The organism is Mycobacterium sp. 1245499.0, assembly GCF_001673615.1.
Classification (GTDB): Bacteria; Actinomycetota; Actinomycetes; order Mycobacteriales; family Mycobacteriaceae; genus Mycobacterium; species Mycobacterium europaeum_A.
Genome location: NZ_LZMG01000395.1, coordinates 30,344 through 49,753 on the forward strand (window position 1 = coordinate 30,344; position 19,410 = coordinate 49,753).

General features: G+C 67.8%; 22 protein-coding genes. 17 read left to right on the forward strand and 5 right to left on the reverse strand.

The genetic code is table 11. The annotated features are described in order from the left end of the window. Positions 1-29 precede the first annotated feature (29 nt). Entirely contained in the window at positions 30-2,390 is a 2,361-nt protein-coding gene (locus tag A5646_RS24640) for an arylsulfatase (protein WP_067024853.1), read from the forward strand. An 11-nt stretch (positions 2,391-2,401) separates the two neighbouring features. Further along, the gene (locus A5646_RS24645; protein WP_066869376.1) at positions 2,402-3,328 is read left to right on the forward strand and encodes a DUF4436 domain-containing protein; all 927 of its coding nucleotides are present in this window, start codon (positions 2,402-2,404) and stop codon (positions 3,326-3,328) included. A 6-nt stretch (positions 3,329-3,334) separates the two neighbouring features. On the opposite strand, the gene pstS is transcribed toward A5646_RS24645, so the two are convergent. Continuing rightward, entirely contained in the window at positions 3,335-4,468 is a 1,134-nt protein-coding gene (gene pstS / locus A5646_RS24650) for a phosphate ABC transporter substrate-binding protein PstS (RefSeq protein WP_369806990.1), read from the reverse strand. A 253-nt stretch (positions 4,469-4,721) separates the two neighbouring features. Here pstS and A5646_RS24655 point away from each other — a divergent pair, with 253 nt between their 5' ends. The 14 genes from A5646_RS24655 (at position 4,722) to rplO (ending at position 13,790) form a co-directional block, all read left to right on the forward strand. Next, complete coding sequence (locus tag A5646_RS24655) at positions 4,722-5,666, forward strand: DUF4436 domain-containing protein (RefSeq protein WP_067024859.1); 945 nt, start codon at positions 4,722-4,724, stop codon at positions 5,664-5,666. 27 nt (positions 5,667-5,693) lie between these two features. After that, positions 5,694-6,584, forward strand: coding sequence for a formylglycine-generating enzyme family protein (locus tag A5646_RS24660; RefSeq protein WP_067024862.1), 891 nt, complete (start codon positions 5,694-5,696; stop codon positions 6,582-6,584). Between the two features lie 245 nt (positions 6,585-6,829). After that, entirely contained in the window at positions 6,830-7,732 is a 903-nt protein-coding gene (locus A5646_RS24665; RefSeq protein ID WP_066869388.1) for a DUF4436 domain-containing protein, read from the forward strand. A 24-nt stretch (positions 7,733-7,756) separates the two neighbouring features. Next, positions 7,757-9,232, forward strand: a complete 1,476-nt coding sequence (locus A5646_RS24670; RefSeq protein ID WP_156765691.1) for an HNH endonuclease signature motif containing protein — start codon at positions 7,757-7,759, stop codon at positions 9,230-9,232. Positions 9,233-9,462: 230 nt separating this feature from the next. Further along, entirely contained in the window at positions 9,463-9,831 is a 369-nt protein-coding gene (gene rplN / locus A5646_RS24675) for a 50S ribosomal protein L14 (RefSeq protein ID WP_003403649.1), read from the forward strand. After that, complete coding sequence (gene rplX / locus A5646_RS24680) at positions 9,832-10,149, forward strand: 50S ribosomal protein L24 (protein ID WP_067024865.1); 318 nt, start codon at positions 9,832-9,834, stop codon at positions 10,147-10,149. Position 10,150: 1 nt separating this feature from the next. Beyond that, entirely contained in the window at positions 10,151-10,714 is a 564-nt protein-coding gene (gene rplE, locus A5646_RS24685; RefSeq protein WP_066869394.1) for a 50S ribosomal protein L5, read from the forward strand. 4 nt (positions 10,715-10,718) lie between these two features. Next, positions 10,719-10,904, forward strand: a complete 186-nt coding sequence (locus tag A5646_RS24690) for a type Z 30S ribosomal protein S14 (RefSeq protein ID WP_003873499.1) — start codon at positions 10,719-10,721, stop codon at positions 10,902-10,904. A gap of 138 nt (positions 10,905-11,042) precedes the next feature. After that, positions 11,043-11,441: a 30S ribosomal protein S8 gene (gene rpsH / locus A5646_RS24695; RefSeq protein WP_066869401.1), complete on the forward strand. Its 399-nt coding sequence runs from the start codon at positions 11,043-11,045 to the stop codon at positions 11,439-11,441. Positions 11,442-11,464: 23 nt separating this feature from the next. Next, positions 11,465-12,004 carry a 50S ribosomal protein L6 gene (gene rplF / locus A5646_RS24700; protein ID WP_066869404.1) on the forward strand — a complete coding sequence of 180 codons (540 nt, stop codon included), beginning with the start codon at positions 11,465-11,467 and terminating at the stop codon, positions 12,002-12,004. A gap of 41 nt (positions 12,005-12,045) precedes the next feature. Then, a complete protein-coding gene (rplR, locus tag A5646_RS24705; RefSeq protein WP_082972484.1) occupies positions 12,046-12,414 on the forward strand; it encodes a 50S ribosomal protein L18 in 369 nt (122 codons plus the stop codon). A gap of 37 nt (positions 12,415-12,451) precedes the next feature. Then, complete coding sequence (rpsE, locus tag A5646_RS24710; RefSeq protein WP_066869410.1) at positions 12,452-13,135, forward strand: 30S ribosomal protein S5; 684 nt, start codon at positions 12,452-12,454, stop codon at positions 13,133-13,135. Next, complete coding sequence (gene rpmD, locus A5646_RS24715; protein WP_066881399.1) at positions 13,132-13,350, forward strand: 50S ribosomal protein L30; 219 nt, start codon at positions 13,132-13,134, stop codon at positions 13,348-13,350. Before rpsE ends, rpmD begins: the two co-directional genes overlap by 4 nt. Beyond that, positions 13,347-13,790: a 50S ribosomal protein L15 gene (rplO, locus tag A5646_RS24720; protein ID WP_067024868.1), complete on the forward strand. Its 444-nt coding sequence runs from the start codon at positions 13,347-13,349 to the stop codon at positions 13,788-13,790. The genes rpmD and rplO overlap by 4 nt, the downstream gene beginning before the upstream one ends. On the opposite strand, the gene A5646_RS24725 is transcribed toward rplO, so the two are convergent. Beyond that, positions 13,791-14,717, reverse strand: a complete 927-nt coding sequence (locus A5646_RS24725; RefSeq protein WP_067024871.1) for an LLM class flavin-dependent oxidoreductase — start codon at positions 14,715-14,717, stop codon at positions 13,791-13,793. A gap of 38 nt (positions 14,718-14,755) precedes the next feature. On the opposite strand from A5646_RS24725, the gene sppA reads away from it, so the two are divergent. After that, positions 14,756-16,531 carry a signal peptide peptidase SppA gene (sppA, locus tag A5646_RS24730; protein ID WP_067024874.1) on the forward strand — a complete coding sequence of 592 codons (1,776 nt, stop codon included), beginning with the start codon at positions 14,756-14,758 and terminating at the stop codon, positions 16,529-16,531. A 13-nt stretch (positions 16,532-16,544) separates the two neighbouring features. Here the strand turns inward: sppA and A5646_RS24735 are convergent, their stop codons facing one another. From A5646_RS24735 to A5646_RS24745, 3 genes are read right to left on the reverse strand one after another with little or no spacing between them, the layout of a single operon-like run. Then, positions 16,545-17,459 carry a class I SAM-dependent methyltransferase gene (locus A5646_RS24735; protein WP_067024877.1) on the reverse strand — a complete coding sequence of 305 codons (915 nt, stop codon included), beginning with the start codon at positions 17,457-17,459 and terminating at the stop codon, positions 16,545-16,547. A gap of 9 nt (positions 17,460-17,468) precedes the next feature. Next, entirely contained in the window at positions 17,469-18,380 is a 912-nt protein-coding gene (locus A5646_RS24740) for a class I SAM-dependent methyltransferase (RefSeq protein ID WP_067024880.1), read from the reverse strand. Beyond that, positions 18,377-19,339 (reverse strand): class I SAM-dependent methyltransferase, encoded by a 963-nt coding sequence (locus A5646_RS24745; RefSeq protein WP_067024885.1) that lies wholly within the window; start codon positions 19,337-19,339, stop codon positions 18,377-18,379. The genes A5646_RS24740 and A5646_RS24745 overlap by 4 nt, the downstream gene beginning before the upstream one ends. Positions 19,340-19,410 lie beyond the last annotated feature (71 nt).

Consider the following 19,410-nt stretch of genomic DNA (forward strand, 5'->3'; position numbering starts at 1 on the left):
ACGCCCCGTCGCGGGTGTAGTCTGCGGCGATGGCGACTGGGTCGGGGCAGTTCAACGGGAAGATCGAGCTCGACATCCGGGACTCCGAACCGGACTGGGGACCCTACGCCGCGCCGACCGCGCCCCCCGACGCACCCAACGTCCTGTACCTGGTGTGGGACGACACGGGCATCGCCACCTGGGACTGCTTCGGCGGTCTGGTGGAGATGCCGGCCATGTCGCGCATCGCCGAGCGCGGCGTCCGGCTCTCGCAATTCCATACCACCGCGCTGTGCTCGCCGACCCGGGCGTCGCTGCTCACCGGACGCAACGCCACGACGGTCGGCATGGCCACCATCGAGGAGTTCACCGAGGGCTTCCCCAATGCCAACGGCCGCATACCGTTTGACACCGGCCTGCTCTCCGAGGCGCTCGCCGAGCACGGCTACAACACCTACGCCGTGGGCAAGTGGCACCTGACCCCGCTCGAGGAATCGAATCTCGCGTCGACCAAGCGGCACTGGCCGACCTCACGCGGCTTCGAACGGTTCTACGGATTCCTGGGCGGTGAAACCGACCAGTGGTATCCCGACCTGGTGTACGACAACCACCCGGTGAGCCCGCCGGGCACCCCGGAGGACGGCTACCACCTCTCCAAGGACCTGGCCGACAAGACCATCGAGTTCATCCGCGACGCCAAAGTGATTGCGCCCGAGAAGCCTTGGTTCTCCTACGTGTGCCCCGGCGCCGGGCACGCGCCGCATCACGTATTCAAAGAATGGGCCGACCGCTACGCCGGTCGCTTCGACATGGGCTACGAGCGCTACCGCGAGATCGTGCTGGAGCGGCAGAAGGCGCTCGGAATCGTGCCGCCCGACACCGAGCTGTCACCGGTCAACCCGTACCTGGACGTGAAGGGACCGAGCGGTGAGCCGTGGCCGCTGCAGGACACCGTGCGACCCTGGGATTCACTCAACGACGAAGAGAAAAGGCTGTTCGCGCGGATGGCCGAGGTGTTCGCCGGGTTCTTGAGCTACACCGACGCCCAGATCGGCCGCATCCTGGACTATCTCGAGGAATCGGGCCAGCTGGACAACACCATCATCGTGGTCATCTCCGACAACGGCGCCAGCGGCGAGGGTGGCCCGAACGGCTCGGTCAACGAGGGCAAGTTCTTCAACGGCTACATCGACACCGTCGAAGAGAGCATGAAGTTATTCGACCACCTCGGCGGCCCCGAAACCTACAACCATTACCCGATCGGCTGGGCGATGGCCTTCAACACGCCCTACAAGCTCTACAAGCGGTACGCCTCCCATGAGGGTGGCATCGCGGATACGGCAATCATCTCGTGGCCCAACGGAATTGCCGCACACGGGGAGGTTCGCGACACCTACGTCAACGTCTGCGACATCACCCCGACCGTCTACGACCTGCTGGGCATGGCGCCACCGCAGACCCTCAAGGGCATCCCCCAGAAGCCCCTGGACGGCGTGAGTTTCAAGGCGGCCCTTGCCGATCCGGGCGCCGACACCGGCAAGAGCACCCAGTTCTACACCATGCTGGGCACCCGCGGGATCTGGCACCAGGGCTGGTTCGCCAACACCGTCCATGCGGCGACACCGGCCGGCTGGTCGCATTTCGACGCCGACCGCTGGGAACTGTTCCACATCGAGGCCGACCGCAGCCAGTGCCACGACCTGGCCGCCGAAAACCCGGACAAACTCGAAGAACTCAAGGCGCTGTGGTTCTCGGAGGCGGCCAAATACAACGGACTGCCGCTGTCGGACCTGAACATCCTCGAGACGCTGGGCCGGTCGCGGCCATATCTGGTCAGCGACCGGAACACCTACATCTACTATCCGGACTGCGCTGACGTCAGCATCGGTGCCGCCGCCGAAATCCGCGGCCGGTCCTTCTCGGTGCTCGCCGAGGTGACCGTCGACACCACTGGCGCCGAGGGTGTGCTGTTCAAGCAGGGCGGCGCGCACGGCGGGCATGTGCTGTTCATCCAGGACGGCCGGTTGCACTACGTGTACAACTTCCTCGGCGAGCGCCAGCAGGAGGTGTCGTCGTCCGACGCCGTGCCGCTGGGCCGACATCTGTTCGGCGCCAGCTATTCACGCACCGGGACGGTCGAGAACAGTCACACGCCGCTCGGTGACGTCAGCTTGTTCATCGACGACAAGGTCGTCGGCATGCTGACCGGGGTGAGCACCCACCCCGGCACCTTCGGGCTGGCGGGCGCGGGCATCACGGTCGGGCGCAACGGCGGGTCGGGCGTCTCCAGTCGCTATAAGGCGCCGTTCACCTTCACCGGAGGCACCATCACCCAGGTGACCGTCGACCTGTCCGGCCGACCCTATGTGGACGTGGAAACCGAGATCGCGCTTGCCTTTTCGAAGGACTGATGAGTACCCCGATGCCCGCCGGACCACCCGCGCCGCCGGCACCGGCCGGCGCGCGAGGGCGGCAGATCGCCATCGCGTTCGGGATCGTCGCCTCCCTCGTCGTCATCTACGTGCTGTCGCTGATCGCCGTGCACCTGCTGGCCAAATCGGCGCCCCCGCTACCCGCGGTAGACCTGAGCAAGGTCGAGGCCGAGGACAGCGTCGTGCAGGTGCGGCTGGAGAAGCTGGATACCGTCGCGAACCGGCTGACGGTCAATGTGCTCGTCTACCCCAAAGACACGTTGTACGACAAGAACTTCGGGGTGCTCACGACCGATGCGGCGGTCCGGCTGTATCCCGACAACGACCTGGGTGATCTGCAGTACCCGGTCGGCAAGGCACCCGCACAGGTGACAACCACCATCGAGGCGCACGGCGATCCGGCGAACTGGCCGTTCGACTCGTACCGGACCGGCGTCATCTCGGCCGACGTGTTCACCGGGTCCGGCGCCGGCAAGGAGAAGACGGCCGCGCGCGTCGAGGCGACCGGGGGGCTGGACGGCTGGGATGCCACCGTCACCCGCGTCCACGACGCCGAAGACAACAACCCGGACCTCAAGGACGACGTGGTGATCACGCTGCACCGGGCCAAGGGGCAGCTGATCTTCGATGTCGGCATCTGTCTGGTCCTGATCTCGCTGCCCGTGCTGGCGTTATGGGTCGCCATTCCCGTGGCGCTGGGCCGCACGTCGTTCCTGCCGCCGCTCACCACGTGGTACGGCGCAATGCTTTTCGCGATCGTCCCGCTGCGCAACATCCTGCCGGGCAGCCCGCCGTACGGTTCGTGGGTGGATCAGGCCATCGTGCTGTGGGTGTTGATCGGGCTCGTCACCGCGCTGACGCTGTTCCTGATCGGCTGGTGGCGACAACGCGATCGAAAAGCGCCTACCCGGACGTAGTTGTGCTCATTCGGATTTTGGTGCGTCCACCGAACTGATCGCGTCGACCGCGGCCGACACCCGCGCCTGGAACTCGGGCGACAACGGGATGTAGCCGCTTTTGGCCAGTTCGATCTGGCCGGGGCCGATGGCCGCCTGTAGAAAAGCCTTGACCGCCTTGGCCACATCGAAGGTGGGGTACTTGGAGCAGACGATCTCGTAGGTCGCCAGCACGATCGGGTAGACGTCCGGCTGGGCGGGGTTGTAGAACGACGACAGGTCGAGCACCAGATCGTTGCCGGCGCCGGTGATCCTGGCGCCCCTGATGGTTTTGCCGACGGTGTCGGTGCCGATCCGGACGGGACGCAACGATCTGCGGCTGGCCGGCGTCTTGATCTCGGCCGCGAACAGTCCCTGCTGGAGCGCATACGACAGTTCGGTGTAGCCGATCGCACCCTCGGTGTTCTTCACGGCGGCCGCGATGCCGGTGTTGCCGACGGCGCCCGTGCCGACGCCGCCGTTGAAGGCCTTGCCCGCGCCCTTGTTCCACGCCCCGCCGGACGCGGACTGCAGGTAGGCCTGAAAGTTGTCGGTGGTGCCCGAACCGTCGCTGCGGTAGATGACGTGAATGTCCTCGGCCGGCATGGAGGCGTTGAGCAACGTCAGGGCCGGGTCGTCCCAGCGGGTGATCGTGCCGTTGAAGATCTTGGCCAGCGTGGGCGCGTCGAGCACCAGCGAGTCGACGGCGGCGAGGTTGTAGGTGATGGCCAGCGGGCCGAATACCACCGGCAGGTTCCAGGCGTCGGCGCCGCCGCACCGCTGTCTGGCGGTGGCGTACTGCTCACCCGACAGCGGTGTGTCCGATCCGGCGAAATCCGTTCTGCCGGCCAGGAAGTCGGCGATCCCGTTGCCCGACCCGTTGGCGGTGTAGTTCAGGGTCTGCCCGGAGCAGGCCTGGCGATAGGCGTCGACGAACCGGGTCATCGCGTTGGCCTGCGCGGTCGAGCCGCTGGCCGCCAGGGTCTGCTTGCCGCCGCAGTCCACCTTGGCGCCGGCGGTATACGGCAGGCTCGCGGGGGAGTTGCTGCATGCCGAGACCACCAGGGCGGCCACCAGAACGCCGGTCACCGGTGCCCAACGCTTGCGCTGCACAGTCGACATCTACCGCCACCGGTTGAACAGGCAAACAAACTCCGGATGAACTGGTGCGCGCACCGGCTGCGATCGAAGGTTTGCGCGGCGCGGGGCGCGGTGGCCGCCGAGCCCACAAGTTCGTTTCGCTGAACCGGCGCGCGGTGCAGCGGACCCGGCGAAAATTGCCTAAACATGACGAATTTTTAAACTTCGCCCGCACCGGTGGCGAGTTCGCTAGCATCCGTCCACGAGTGTTCGAGTTCCCACGGAGGTGTGACCGATGTCCCATCAAGCGCCACCCTCGCCGCCGCCTCCGGCGCCAGCGGAGCAACCACCCGCGGCACCCGCGTCACCGGCCGAGCCCGACCGGCGCAAGCGGCGCAGGGTCATCGCCATGGCCGCCGTCGCGGGCTTCCTCGCCGTGTATGTCCTGTCGCTGTTCGGGGTGCACCTGCTCGCGAAATCGGGTGGCCCGCTCAAGCCGCCGGACCTCAACGCCACCAATGACACCGTCGTGCTGGTGCGCCTGGAGAAGCTGGACACCGCCGCGAACCGGTTGACAGTGAAGGTGCTGGTGATCCCCGAGGAGTCGATGTTCGACAAACGCCTGGAGGTGCTCAAGACCGACACCGCGGTGCGCATGGATCCCCCGAACGACCTCGGCGATCTGCAGTACCCGGCCGGCAAGTCGCCGGCGCAGGTCGCGACCACCATCGAGGCACACGGCGACCCGAACAATTGGCCGTTCGATTCCTACCGCACCGACGCCCTATCCGCCGATGTGCTTGTCGGCCAGGGGGATGCGCGCCGCTACATTCCCGCGCGGGTGGAGGTCACCGGAGGCCTGGACGGCTGGGACGTCAGCGTTCAGCGCGTCGGCGAGGCCAGCCAGGACTCGGATCGCGCCGACAACGTCGTCATCACCCTGCACCGGGCCAAGGGCCCGCTGATCTTCGACCTCGGGATCTGCCTGGTTCTCTTCGCGCTGCCCGCGTTGGCCTTCGCCGTGGTCATCCAAATCGCCTTGGGCAGACGGAAATTCGTGCCACCGTTCGTCACGTGGTTTGCCGCTATGTTGTTCGCCGTCATCCCCATCCGCAACTTTTTACCGGGGGCGCCCCCGCCGGGCGCGTGGATCGACCAAGCCCTGGTGATCTGGGTGTTGATCGCACTGGTCGCGGCGATGGCGCTGTACATGCTCACCTGGTATCGGCAATCCGACTGAGGCGCCCGGCGGGCGTAGCCTGACGGGGTGCTAACCGAGCTGGTCGACCTCCCCGGCGGATCATTCCGCATGGGATCGACCAGCTTCTACCCCGAAGAGGCGCCGATCCACACCGTGACGGTGGGTCCGATCGCGGTGGAACGGCACCCGGTCACCAACGCGCAGTTCGCCGAATTCGTCGCCGCCACCGGATATGTGACGGTGGCCGAGCAGCCGATCGACCCGGCGCTGTATCCGGGCGCGGACCCCGGCGATTTGTGCCCGGGCGCAATGGTTTTCCGTCCGACCGCCGGGCCGGTCGACCTGCGCGACTGGCGACAGTGGTGGCGGTGGGTGCCCGGCGCGAGCTGGCGCCACCCGTTCGGGCCCGACAGCGATGTCCGCGACCGCGGTGATCATCCGGTGGTGCAGGTGGCGTATCCGGATGCGACCGCCTACGCGCGCTGGGCCGGCCGGCGCCTGCCGACCGAGGCCGAGTGGGAGTACGCGGCGCGGGCCGGTTCGACGACCACGTACTCCTGGGGTGACGAGGCCACCAGCGAGGGCCGGCTGATGGCCAACACGTGGCAGGGCAGCTTTCCGTACCGCAACGACGGGGCGCTCGGCTGGGTGGGGACCTCGCCGGTAGGTACCTTCCCCCCCAACGCTTTTGGGCTCGTCGACATGATCGGCAACGTGTGGGAGTGGACGGCCACCGAATACTCGGCGCGTCACCGGCTCGACCCGCCGCCCAAGTCCTGCTGCGCCCCGTCGGGCCCGGCCGATCCGTCCGTCAACCAAGCGTTGAAGGGCGGCAGCCACCTGTGCGCGCCGGAGTACTGCCACCGTTACCGTCCGGCGGCCCGGTCACCACAATCGCAGGACTCCGCGACGACCCACATCGGGTTTCGCTGCGTGGCCGACTCGTCATCGGGTTAGCAAATGGGTGTCGCCAGGCCGGAGGGCCGCTTTTTCAGCCGGCGATGTAAACGGCGCATGGCCGATGGGTGACGCGGGCCTGATGCGTTACTGGACAGGAGATTTCGTCGCGCGGGCGGCCGCGTCGGTCCGCTAACATCTGACGGCGTGTCGCCCTCTTCCGACCGGTTCTCGCCGACGGCACCGGCCCGGCGTCAGCAAGCACTTCGGTATTCCCGGCGGGGTGTTGCTCGCGGCGGCCGGCGATGACCACCGAGGCCCCGAAGCAGAAGCGGGAGGCGCCGCGGATCGCGATTGGCGTCGGCATTCTCGCGGGCGTCATCATCGTCTACGTCCTGTCGCTGTTCGGCGTGCACTTTCTACAGCGGTCAGAGGGGCCCCTGCCGCCACTGGACCTGAGCCAGGGCGGCGGCGACGCCACGATCGTGCAGCTGCGCCTCGAAGAGTTGAAGCCGGTGGCCAACCGGCTGTCCGTCGAGGTGCTGGCGTATCCAGGAGTTGCCCAGTACGACAACAGGTTTGACGTGCTGGCCAACGACGTCGCGGTCCGGCTTTATCCCACAAGCGATCTGGGAGATCTGCAATACCCGAAGGGCAAGGCGCCGGCCCAGCTCAGCACCACCATCGAGGCGCACGGCGATCCGGGTAACTGGCCGTTCGACTCCTATCAGACGGAGCCGATCGCGGCCGACGCGTTCGTGGGCACCGGTGAGAACCGCAGGAAGGTTCCCGCCCGCGTCGAGGTGACCGGGGCGCTGGACGGGTGGCAGGTCAGCGTCAACCGGATGCACGACCCGAGCGCGCTGCCCACTTCCCGCGCCACCGACAACGGCAATGTGGTGATCACCCTGAAGCGGGCCAAGGGTCCCCTGATCTTCGACCTGGGCATCTGCCTGGTGTTGGTCAGCCTGCCCACCCTGGCCCTGCTGGTCGCCATTCCGATGGCGCTGGGCCGAAGGAAGTTCCTGCCGCCGTTCGCCACCTGGTACGCCGCGAACCTGTTCGCGATCGTCCCGCTGCGCAACATCCTGCCCGGGGCCCCGCCGCCCGGGTCGTGGATCGACCAGGCGATCGTGCAGTGGGTGCTTATCGCGCTGGTCACGGCGATGACCCTGTACATCGTCGCCTGGATCCGGCAGGGCGACTGACCGCACTTGTCGGTGGCCGGTGGCATGATCGAACTTATGTTCGAGTGGTGGTATGCGTCGCGGGAGACGCCCGAGTCGGGGGCGCTGCTGGATCGGGCGCGTGAGGCGGGGCGTGCGGAGGCGCGGGCGGCCGCCGAGCGGTTGGTGGCGGCCGGTGAGTTGTTGGTGTTGCGGTGTCGGGAGTCGGGGGAGCAGGCGGACTGGTCGGCGGATGCGTGGGAGGCGGTGGCCGCGCAGTTGGGTGCCGCGTTGGGGTGCAGTGTGGCGATGGGGCATAGCTACTTGCGGTATGCGATGGCTTTGCGCGATCGGTTGCCGCGGGTCGGTGAGGTCTTTCGGGCCGGTTTGATCGATTACCGGGCGTTTCAGACGGTGGTGTTTCGCACTGACTTGATCACCGATGCCGAGGTGTTGGCCCGCGTGGATGAGCAGTTGGCGGTGGTGCTGTCGCGGCGCCCCTCGCTGACCCGCGGTGGGCTGGGTGCTGCGGTGGACCGGGTGGTCGCACTCGCGGATGCCGACGCGGTGCGCCGGGCCAAGGACGCGCTGCGGGATCGCTATGTCGATGTGCTCGACCACGAGTCGGGGATGGCGTATGTGAGCGGCAGTGTGGTGGCCACCGACGGCCAGGCGTTGGATCGGCGCCTCGATGAGCTGGCCGCCACGGTGTGTGCGGCCGATCCGCGCACCGCCGCGCAGCGGCGTGCGGATGCGTTGGGGGTGTTGGCCGCCGGCGGCGCGCGTTTGGTGTGTGGCTGCGGGGGTTCCGACTGCCCGGCGGTCGCGCCGAGGGCGGTCAAGAGCAACGTGGTGATCCACGTGATCGCCGAGCAGGCCAGCCTGCAGGGCACCGCCTCGACCCCGGCGGTCTCGCCCGGGGTGGAAGGTCTCATCCCGGCCGAGGTGCTCGCCGAGCTGGCCGCCTCGGCGCGGCTGGTGCCGCTGATCCCACCCACGGGTGCCGAAACCCGCTACAGCCCCTCGGCCGCACTGGCCGACTTCGTGCGCTGCCGCGACCTGACGTGCCGGGCCCCGGGTTGTGACCGCCCGGCCACCGACTGCGACCTCGACCATACGATCCCGTATGCCGACGGCGGCCCCACGCACGCCTCGAACCTCAAGGCGCTATGCCGTGGGCACCATCTGATGAAGACGTTTTGGGGCTGGCGCGACCGCCAGCTGCCCGACGGCACCGTCATCTGGACGCTGCCCGACGGACACACCTACGTCACCACCCCGGGCAGCGCACTCTTATTCCCCAGCCTGTGCGCGCCCACCGGCGCGATACCGGCCACCGAAGCCGACCCGCCCCGCGATTACTGCGCCGAGCGCACCGCGATGATGCCCAAACGCCGCCGCGCCCGCGCCCAGGACCGCGCCGCGCGCGTGGCCACCGAACGCCGGCACAACCGCGACGCACGCCTGGCCCGAGCCGCCCCACCGGCGAAGCACCCCTGGCCCACCACCCACGGGTTCGACGAGGACCCGCCGCCCTTTTAGGTGCAGAATCGACCCATCTCGATCGCCTTCGCGCAGAATTTGGCTCTGAGCTGGTCGTCCCCTAGACTCTAGGGGTTGCCTTGGGCAGACCTCGGCCGGTGTGAATCGGCCCCGCGTGCCCTTCGGTGACAAAGACCGCGCACGTCAGGTTTTTGGTGGGTCATGCCCGCCGAATGCTCACCCAGGTGGGTTCTCCTGCCGTGCACACGCAACCCAGGTCAGGAGATCGAGTGATTCAGCAGGAATCGCGACTGAAGGTCGCCGACAACACCGGCGCCAAGGAGATCTTGTGCATCCGTGTGCTCGGCGGCTCGTCGCGACGCTACGCCGGCATCGGTGATGTCATCGTCGCCACCGTCAAGGACGCCATCCCGGGCGGCAACGTCAAGCGTGGGGATGTCGTCAAGGCCGTCGTGGTGCGCACGGTCAAGGAGCGCCGCCGCCCCGACGGCAGCTACATCAAGTTCGACGAGAACGCCGCGGTGATCATCAAGCCCGACAACGACCCGCGCGGGACGCGCATCTTCGGGCCGGTGGGCCGCGAACTGCGCGAGAAGCGGTTCATGAAGATCATCTCGCTGGCCCCGGAGGTTTTGTAAATGAAGGTCAAGAAGGACGACACCGTCCTGGTGATCGCCGGTAAGGACAAGGGCGCCAAAGGCAAGGTGCTCAAGGTCTACCCGGACCGCGATCGCGTCCTGGTCGAGGGCGTCAACGCGATCAAGAAGCACACCGCGGTTTCGACCAACCAGCGGGGCGCGCAGTCGGGCGGGATCGTCACCCAGGAAGCGCCGATCCACGTCTCCAACGTGATGGTGGTCGACTCGGACGGTAAGCCCACCCGCGTCGGCTACCGGGTCGACGAGGAGACCGGCAAGCGGGTTCGTATCTCCAAGCGCAACGGCAAGGACATCTAGGATGACCACAGCAGAAAAGGTTCAGCCGCGCCTGAAAGAGCGCTACCGCAGCGAGATTCGCGATTCGCTGCAGCAGCAGTTCGGCTACGGCAACGTCATGCAGATCCCGACGGTGACCAAGGTCGTCGTCAACATGGGTGTCGGCGATGCGGCACGGGACGCGAAGCTGATCAACGGCGCCGTCAGCGACCTGGCGCTGATCACCGGGCAGCGCCCCGAGATTCGTCGCGCGCGCAAGTCCATCGCGCAGTTCAAGCTGCGTGAGGGCATGCCGATCGGCGCGCGGGTCACCCTGCGCGGGGACCGGATGTGGGAGTTCCTGGACCGCCTCACCTCGATCGCGTTGCCCCGTATCCGCGACTTCCGCGGCCTGTCGCCCAAGCAGTTCGACGGTGTCGGCAACTACACCTTCGGGCTCGCCGAGCAGTCGGTGTTCCACGAGATCGACGTGGACAAGATCGACCGGGTCCGCGGCATGGACATCAACGTCGTCACCTCGGCGACGACCGACGACGAAGGACGAGCGCTGTTGCGGGCCCTCGGCTTTCCGTTCAAGGAGAACTGAGTAGATGGCAAAGAAGGCACTGGTCAACAAGGCCGCACGCAAGCCGAAGTTCGCGGTGCGCGGCTACACCCGTTGCAACAAGTGCGGCCGCCCGCGCGCGGTCTTCCGCAAATTCGGACTGTGCCGGATCTGCCTGCGCGAGATGGCGCACGCGGGCGAACTGCCCGGCGTGCAGAAGAGCAGCTGGTAACAGCCCCAACCCCTAAGACCAACCCAGAACAGGTGCGCGACAGGCCCAAACCGGGAACCACCGCGAGGAAGGTACCAACGCTGTCATGACCGCGATGTCGACGATGCAGAGCGTAGCGATGAAGAGGAGCAGCGCTCGATGACTATGACGGACCCGATCGCAGACTTCTTGACACGTCTGCGCAACGCCAATTCGGCGTATCACGACGAGGTGACGTTGCCGCACTCGAAGCTGAAGGCAAACATCGCCCAGATCCTCAAGAGCGAGGGTTACATCAGCGATTTCCGGACCGAGGATGCCCGGGTCGGCAAGTCGCTGATCGTCCAGCTCAAGTACGGGCCGAGCCGGGAGCGAAGCATCGCCGGCCTGCGCCGCGTGTCCAAGCCCGGTTTGCGGGTGTATGCGAAATCCACCAATCTGCCGCGCGTGCTCGGTGGCCTGGGGGTGGCGATCATCTCCACCTCCTCGGGCCTGCTGACCGACCGCCAGGCAGCCCGACAGGGCGTGGGCGGCGAAGTCCTCGCGTACGTCTGGTAAGGGCGGGGAGGTAACGAAAGACTATGTCTCGCATTGGTAAGCAGCCGGTTCCGGTCCCGTCCGGAGTCGACGTGACGATCGATGGCCAGAAGGTGTCGGTGAAAGGACCCAAGGGCGCCCTGGACCTGACGGTGGCCGAGCCGATCACCGTGTCGCGCAACGACGACGGCGCGATCGTGGTCACCCGCCCCAACGACGAGCGGCGCAACCGCTCGCTGCACGGGCTGTCGCGGACCCTGGTGTCCAACCTGGTCACCGGCGTCACGCAGGGATACACCACCAAGATGGAGATCTTCGGCGTCGGTTACCGGGTGCAGCTCAAGGGTTCCAACCTCGAGTTCGCGCTGGGTTACAGCCACCCCGTGGTGATCGAGGCTCCGGACGGCATCACGTTCGCCGTCCAGTCGCCGACGAAATTCACCATCACCGGGATCGACAAGCAGAAGGTCGGCCAGATCTCGGCGAACATCCGCCGTCTGCGCCGCCCCGACCCGTACAAGGGCAAGGGTGTGCGCTACGAGGGTGAGCAGATCCGCCGCAAGGTCGGAAAGACAGGTAAGTAATCATGGCGCAAACACAAGCTGGCACCGCCGCGCGAAAGCCGGTGGGGCAGAGCGTATCCGCGACTCGGCGGGTTTCCCGGCTGCGCAGGCACGCACGCCTGCGCAAGAAGATCGCCGGCACCGGCCAGCGTCCGCGGCTGGTGATCAACCGGTCCGCGCGGCACATCCACGTGCAACTGGTCAACGACGAGAACGGGACCACGGTGGCCGCCGCGTCGTCCATCGAGGACGACGTGCGCAGCCTGCAGGGGGACAAGAAAGCCCGCAGCGTGCGGGTGGGCCAGCTGATCGCCGAGCGCGCCAAGGCCGCCGGCATCGACAGCGTGGTCTTCGACCGAGGCGGATACACCTACGGCGGACGGATCGCGGCGCTGGCCGATGCCGCACGCGAGAACGGATTGCAATTCTGATGACGAAGAGCTTGAACACGACTGGAAGGACCGCATAATGGCGGAGCAGCCGGCCGGCGGACAAGGCGCCGGCGACAGCCGTGACTCGCGCGGGGACCGCGACAGCCGCGGCCGGCGCGGCGACGGCGGTCGTGGTGGCCGCGACCGCGACGGCGACAAGAGCAACTACCTGGAGCGGGTTGTCGCGATCAACCGCGTTTCCAAGGTGGTCAAGGGTGGACGGCGATTCAGCTTCACCGCGCTGGTGATCGTCGGCGACGGCAACGGCATGGTCGGTGTCGGCTACGGCAAGGCCAAGGAAGTTCCCGCGGCCATCGCCAAGGGCGTCGAGGAGGCCCGCAAGGGCTTCTTCCGGGTGCCGCTGATCCGCGGGACCATCACCCACCCGGTTCAGGGTGAGGCGGCCGCCGGCGTGGTGCTGCTGCGCCCGGCCAGCCCCGGAACCGGCGTGATCGCCGGTGGCGCCGCCCGTGCGGTGCTGGAATGCGCCGGCGTGCACGACATCCTGGCCAAGTCACTGGGCAGCGACAACGCGATCAACGTGGTCCACGCGACGGTCACCGCGCTCAAGCTGCTGCAGCGCCCCGAGGAGGTGGCCGCTCGCCGCGGCCTGCCCATCGAGGACGTTGCGCCGGCCGGAATGCTCAAGGCTCGCCGGGAAGGTGACGCGATCGCCAGCGCGGCGGCACGCGAGGCGCAGACGTCGGGGGCACAACCATGAGCAGTCAACTGAAGATCACCCAGGTGCGCAGCACCATCGGGGCCCGCTGGAAGCAGCGTGAGTCCCTGCGCACCCTGGGCCTGCGCAAGATTCGCCAGTCGGTGGTTCGCGAGGACAACCCACAGACCCGCGGGTTGATCGCGGTGGTCAGCCACCTCGTCGAGGTGGAGCCGGCCGAGGCGTCGACCGCGGGTACCGGAGGTAGCAAGAAATGACGATCAAGCTGCACGATCTCAAGCCGGCGCGGGGGTCGAAGACCGCGCGCACCCGGGTCGGTCGCGGTGAGGGCTCCAAGGGCAAGACCGCCGGTCGCGGTACCAAGGGCACCAAGGCACGCAAGAACGTGCCGGCCACCTTCGAGGGTGGCCAGATGCCGATCCACATGCGGCTGCCCAAGCTCAAGGGGTTCCGCAACCGGTTCCGCACCGAGTACGAGATCGTCAACGTCGGCGACCTCAATCGGCTTTTCCCGCAGGGTGGTTCGATCGGCGTGGACGAGCTGGTGGCCAAGGGCGCGGTTCGCCGCAACTCGCTGGTCAAGGTCCTCGGCGACGGCAAGCTGACGGTCAGGGTCGAGGTGTCGGCACACAAGTTCAGCGGCAGCGCACGCGAGAAGATCACCGCCGCGGGCGGTTCGGCCACCGAGCTGTCCTAGCTAGCTCAGCTGCGGAATCACTTCTGCGGCAAGGCGTTCCATCTGTTCGTGGTTCTGCGCGGCGTCGATGCCGACGGGATTCAACAGCACCATCTGGGCCCCGGCGTCGATGACCTCGCGCAGCCCGCGCACCACGTCGTTGGGTGTGCCGGAGACCGGCACGTCCTGCACGCCGGGCATCCGGCCATAGATGCGGTCCAGGCCGTCCAGCACGCGTTCGCGGGCTTTGGCGGCGTCGTCGTCGACCATCAAATAGACCCGCTTGCCGATGGTGAAGGTCGCGGGATCCTTGTGTTGCTCCTCGAGTTCGCGGCGCACCACGGTCACGGCGCCGGCGAACGCTTCGGTGGTCGACGAACCGGCGCCCAAAAATGAGTCGCCGTGTCGCACCGCCCGGGCCAGGGCCTTGGGCGCCAGGCCCCCGAACCAGATCGGCGGGTGCGGGCGCTGCACCGGCTTGGGCGATATCGGCAGGTCGTCGACGTCGCGGAACCGGCCGTGAAACGTCACCCTTGGCTCGTCGGACCAGGCCGCCTTCATCAGTTCCAGGCCCTCGGTGAAATACGAGATGAACGTATCCTTGTCCACGCCGAAGGCGGCGAATTTGCGTCGGCCACCACCGGGCGCGACACCAATGTCCAAGCGGCCGTGGCTGAGTCGGTCGACCGCGGTGGCGGCCGAGGCCAACTGCAGCGGATCGTGCAGCGACGTCACCAGGACGGCGACGCCCAGGCGCAGGCGCTCGGTGCAGGCCGCGCAATACGCCAGCAGCTCCAGCGGAGCCAGCAGCGGTGCGGGGCCGATGATCTGTTCGAGCAGCCAGCCGCCCTCGAACTCGAGCTCCTCGGCGCGCGCGAGGAAAGCGCGCAGCCCCGCTGCGTCGAAGCCGTCGTAGTCGAATTGCGGGATCGCGATGGAAAACCTCACCCGACCACCGTACGGCCGTGCATCGGTAGTCTGCAGACATGTTCGCTTTCCTGCCTTCGATGCCCGGAGTCGACGACGTTCGGGCGCTGGCCGGCCGGGTCGATACCGCCCGTCATCACGGCGTGCCCAACGGCTGTTTGCTCGAGTTGGACCTGCGCACGATTCCGCCGGAGACCTCGGGCTTCGACCCCCTGGCTCTCGTCAGCGGGGGCAGCCGGCAGCTCGCGCTGCGCGACGTGGTGGCCGCCATCTACCGGGCGGCCGAGGATCCGCGGGTCGCGGGGCTGATCGCCCGTGTGCAACTGACGGCGTCGCCAGCGGCGGCGGTGCAGGAACTGCGCGAGGCCATCGTCGCTTTCACTGCCGCCAAGCCGTCGCTGGCCTGGGCCGAGACCTACCCGGGCACGCTGTCGTACTACCTGGCTTCGGCGTTCGGTGAGGTCTGGATGCAGCCCGCCGGCAGCGTCGGGCTGATCGGTTTCGCCAGCAATGCCACCTTCCTGCGCGACGCGTTGGACAAGGCCGGCATCGAGGCCCAATTCGTCGCCCGCGGCGAATACAAGTCGGCGGCAAACCGTTTCACCGAGCACGGCTTCACCGAGGCCCACCGCGAGGCCGTCACCCGAATGCTGGAAAGCCTGCAGGAGCAGGTGTGGGAGGCGGTCGGGAAATCACGCAAGCTGGATGCCGGCGCCCTGGACGCGCTGGCCGACCGCGCCCCGCTGTTGCGCGACGAGGCCGTGTCCTCTGGCCTGGTCGACCGGATCGGATTCCGGGACGAAGCCTATGACCGCATCGCGGAACTGGTTGGCGTAAAAGATGTTTCGGAGGAGAACACGCCACCGCGGCTGTATGTGTCGCGCTATGCCGGCGCGGCCCGGTCGCGGCTGGCCCCGCCGGTGCCCCCGGTTCCCGGACGGCGCGCCAAACCGGCGGTGGCCGTGATCAACGTCGACGGCACGATCGTCGACGGACGTGGGGGACCGCAGTTCCTGCCGTTCGGCGCGTCCACCGTAGGCAGCGACACCATCGCCCCGGCGCTGCGGCAAGCCGCCGCCGACGATTCGGTGGCCGCGATCGTGCTGCGGGTCAACAGCCCCGGCGGCTCGGTCACCGCATCGGAAACGCTGTGGCGAGAAGTGAAAAGGGCGCGCAAGCGCGGCAAGCCGGTGGTGGCGTCGATGGGTGCGGTCGCCGCGTCCGGCGGCTATTACATCGCCGCGGCCGCCGACGCGATCGTCGCGAGCCCCGCGACCGTCACCGGTTCCATCGGCGTGATCACCGGCAAGCTGGTGATTCGCGATCTGCTGCAGCGCCTCGGCGTCGGGCTGGATACCGTGCGTACCAACGCCAATGCCGATGCCTGGTCGATCGAGACGCCGTTCACCCCCGAGCAGCGCGCCCACCGGGAGGCCGAGGCCGACCTGGTGTACGCCGACTTCCTGGAGCGGGTCGCCGACGGCCGCAATCTGACCACCGAGGCCGTCGATCGCGTGGCCCGGGGCCGGGTGTGGACCGGTGCCGACGCCCGCGAGCGGGGGCTGGTCGACGAACTGGGTGGCTTCCGTACCGCGCTGCGCCGGGCGAAAATCCTTGCCGGACTGGACGAAGACGCCGACGTGCGCCTGGTCACCCTCCCGGGCGGCTCGCTGCTGGACATGCTGCGGCCGCGGGCCTCCTCGCAGCCGGCGGCCGCGTCGCTGCCCGACGCGCTGGCCGCGCTGTTGGGCCGCACCATCGGCGCCGTCCTGGACAACGTCGAACGGTCCTACAACGGCGCCAGCGCGCTGTGGCTGGGGCCCTGGCGGCTCTAGGGACCCAGCCGGTCTAGCCGGCCAGCTCGGCGCTGATGAAGATGATCTCGCCGAGCGGGTCGTCGTTCTCCGGCGCGGGCGCCTCGATGCCGTTGCGCGCGAAGAGTTCCGTGCGGGTGACGCCCTCGGCCTTCCAGCCGATGCTGGACAGATAGTCGATGACATGGTTGCGTTCACCGGCGTACACCAGCGACGCCATGTCGATGTCGACGCCGTGCTCCCGGAACGAACCGGACATCTCCCGAACCCGTTCGGCATCGAAATCCACTATGCCGGGCACGAATTCGGTGGCAATGGTGCTTCCCCGTGCGCTGAGCGCGGTGATGTTGTCGAACAGCCGGTCCTGGGCGTCGGGCGGCAGATAGATCAGCAGGCCCTCGGCCAGCCAGGCCGTCGGCACCGTGGTGTCGAATCCCGCCGCCTTGAGGGCGGCGGGCCAGTCCGCGCGCAGATCGATGGGAACGGTGCGCCGCGGCGCGGTCGGCTCCGCGCCGACGTCGGCCAGGGTGCGGCTCTTGAATTCGATCACCCGCGGCTGGTCGATCTCGTAGACCACCGTGCCCGCCGGCCAGGGCAACCGGTAGGCGCGCGAGTCCAGCCCCGAGGCCAGGATCACCACCTGCCGCACCCCGCCGCCGGTGGCGTCGACGAAGTAGTCGTCAAAGTACTTGGTACGCACCGCCATTCCGTCGACCATCGACTGGATGCGCACCGGCGTGGCGTTCTCGATCGCATCCAGCTCGAGGTCGCCGTCCATCATCTTTGTGAAGAAATCCACCCCGACCGCGCGCACCAGCGGCTCGGCGAACGGATCGTTGATCAGACCGCGGGGATCCTTGGACGCCATGGCGCGCCCGGCCGCGACCATGGTCGCGGTCGCGCCGACGCTGGAGGCAAGATCCCACTCATCGTCGTGACTGCGTGACATGGAAGCAGCCTACTTGAGGGCGGCGGCGACGTAGCTCAGGTCACCGAACGCCACCACCACTTCTTCGGGAAATTCGAAGCCGTTGTGCGCGTACAGTTCCCTGACCGCGTGGGCCGTCACATCCCAGCCGTGCTCGCTCAGGTAATCGACGACGACGCTGCGTTCACCCCGGTAGAACAGCTCACCTGCGTCAAGGTCGAACCCGGCACTGCGCCACCGCTCGGTGATGCGCTGCAGGCGTTCGTCGGTGAAGGCGTTGGGGTCCGGCACGTGTTCGGTGGCCAGCCGGCTGCCCGGCGCGCTGAGCGAGGTGATGTTGTCGAACAGCCGGTCCTGCGCCTCGGGTGGCAGGTAGGGCAGCAGCCCTTCGGCGCTCCACGCGGTCGGCTGCGAGACGTCAAACCCGTTCTCGCGCAAGGCCGCAGCCCAGTCCTCGCGCAGGTCGATGGCCACTGTCCGCCGCTCGGCGGTGGGGGCCGCGCCGAGGCCTGCCAGCGTGTTGGTCTTGAACGCGATGACCTGTGGCTGGTCGATCTCGTAGACCACGGTGCCCGCGGGCCACGGCAAGCGGTAGGCCCTGGTGTCCAGGCCGGAAGCCAGAATCACCGCTTGGCGCACACCGTCTTCGGTGGCATTGATGAAGAAATCGTCGAAAAACCGTGTCCGCACGGTCATCTGCTCGGCCCTGGCTTTGCGGTTCATCAGCGGATCGTCGGCGAAGTCAACGTCACCATCGATGATGCGGATGAAGGGGTCCAATCCGACGGCGCGGACCAGCGGATCGGCGAATTTATCGTCGAGCAGTGGGTTGGGCCCCTGCGAAGCGACGGCGCGGGATGCGGCGACCATCGTTGCCGTCGCTCCCACGCTGGACGCCAGGTCCCAGCTGTCGCCGTCGGTTCTTGCCGCGTCGGTGGTCATCGGGCTGCCTCCTCCTCGCCGAGCGTGCCGCTGGTGTACAGCATCTCGCCCATCCGCGTGTCATCGTCGGTGAGCGGGTCAAGTCCGTTGGCGGCGAACAGTTCCGTGATGCTGGCGCTGTTCAGCCGCCAGCCGCGGTCGGCCAGGTATGCGGCCGCCTCGTTGCGGTCGCCGAAGTAGACCAGTCCCGCCATGTCCAGCTCGAAACCGTGCGCACGCCAGCGCTCGGAGATCGTCTGCATGCGCTCCTTCATCTTCTCCTCGTGACCGGGCTCGGGGTTGGGCGCGCTCTCGGTGGCCAACCGGCTACCCGGCGCGCTGAGCTCGGTGATGGTGTCCAGCAGGCGGTCCTGCGCCTCGGGCGGCAGGTAGCCGAGCAGGCCCTCGGCGCTCCACGCGGTCGGCTGGGCCGGGTCGAATCCGGCGTTGCGCAGCGCGGTGGGCCAGTCGTCGCGCAGGTCGACGGCCACCACCCGCCGCTCGGCGGTCGGCTCGGCGCCCAGCTCGGCCAGCGAGCGGGTTTTGAATTCGATCACCTGCGGCTGGTCCACCTCGTAGACCACCGTCCCGGCCGGCCACGCCAACCGGTACGGGCGGGCGTCCAGCCCGGAGGCCAGGATCACCGCCTGCTTGACGCCGGCGTTCGTCGCATCCAGGAAGAACTCGTCGAAGAACTTGGTGCGCACGGCCATGTTGTCGGCCATCCGCGACATCGCGCCGGCGGATCCCGCGGCGCCGTCGCGCACGTCGTTCAGCTCGGCGGGGTCCAGCTCGCCGCTGGCCAGCCGGGACAGCAGGTCCACGCCGACCAGCTTCACCAGCGGCTCGGCGAAGGGGTCGTTGATCAGCGGGTTGTCGGCCCGGGTGGCCATGGCGCGGGCCGCCGCGACCATGGTCGCGGTCACGCCGACGCTGGACGCCAGGTCCCAGGTGTCGCCTTCGTACCTGGTGGAAGTCATACGGTGTGCTCCTATCGGAGGTAGTCAATCTAATACTTAGCCGATATAACAAGCTTCTCCCACTGTACGCT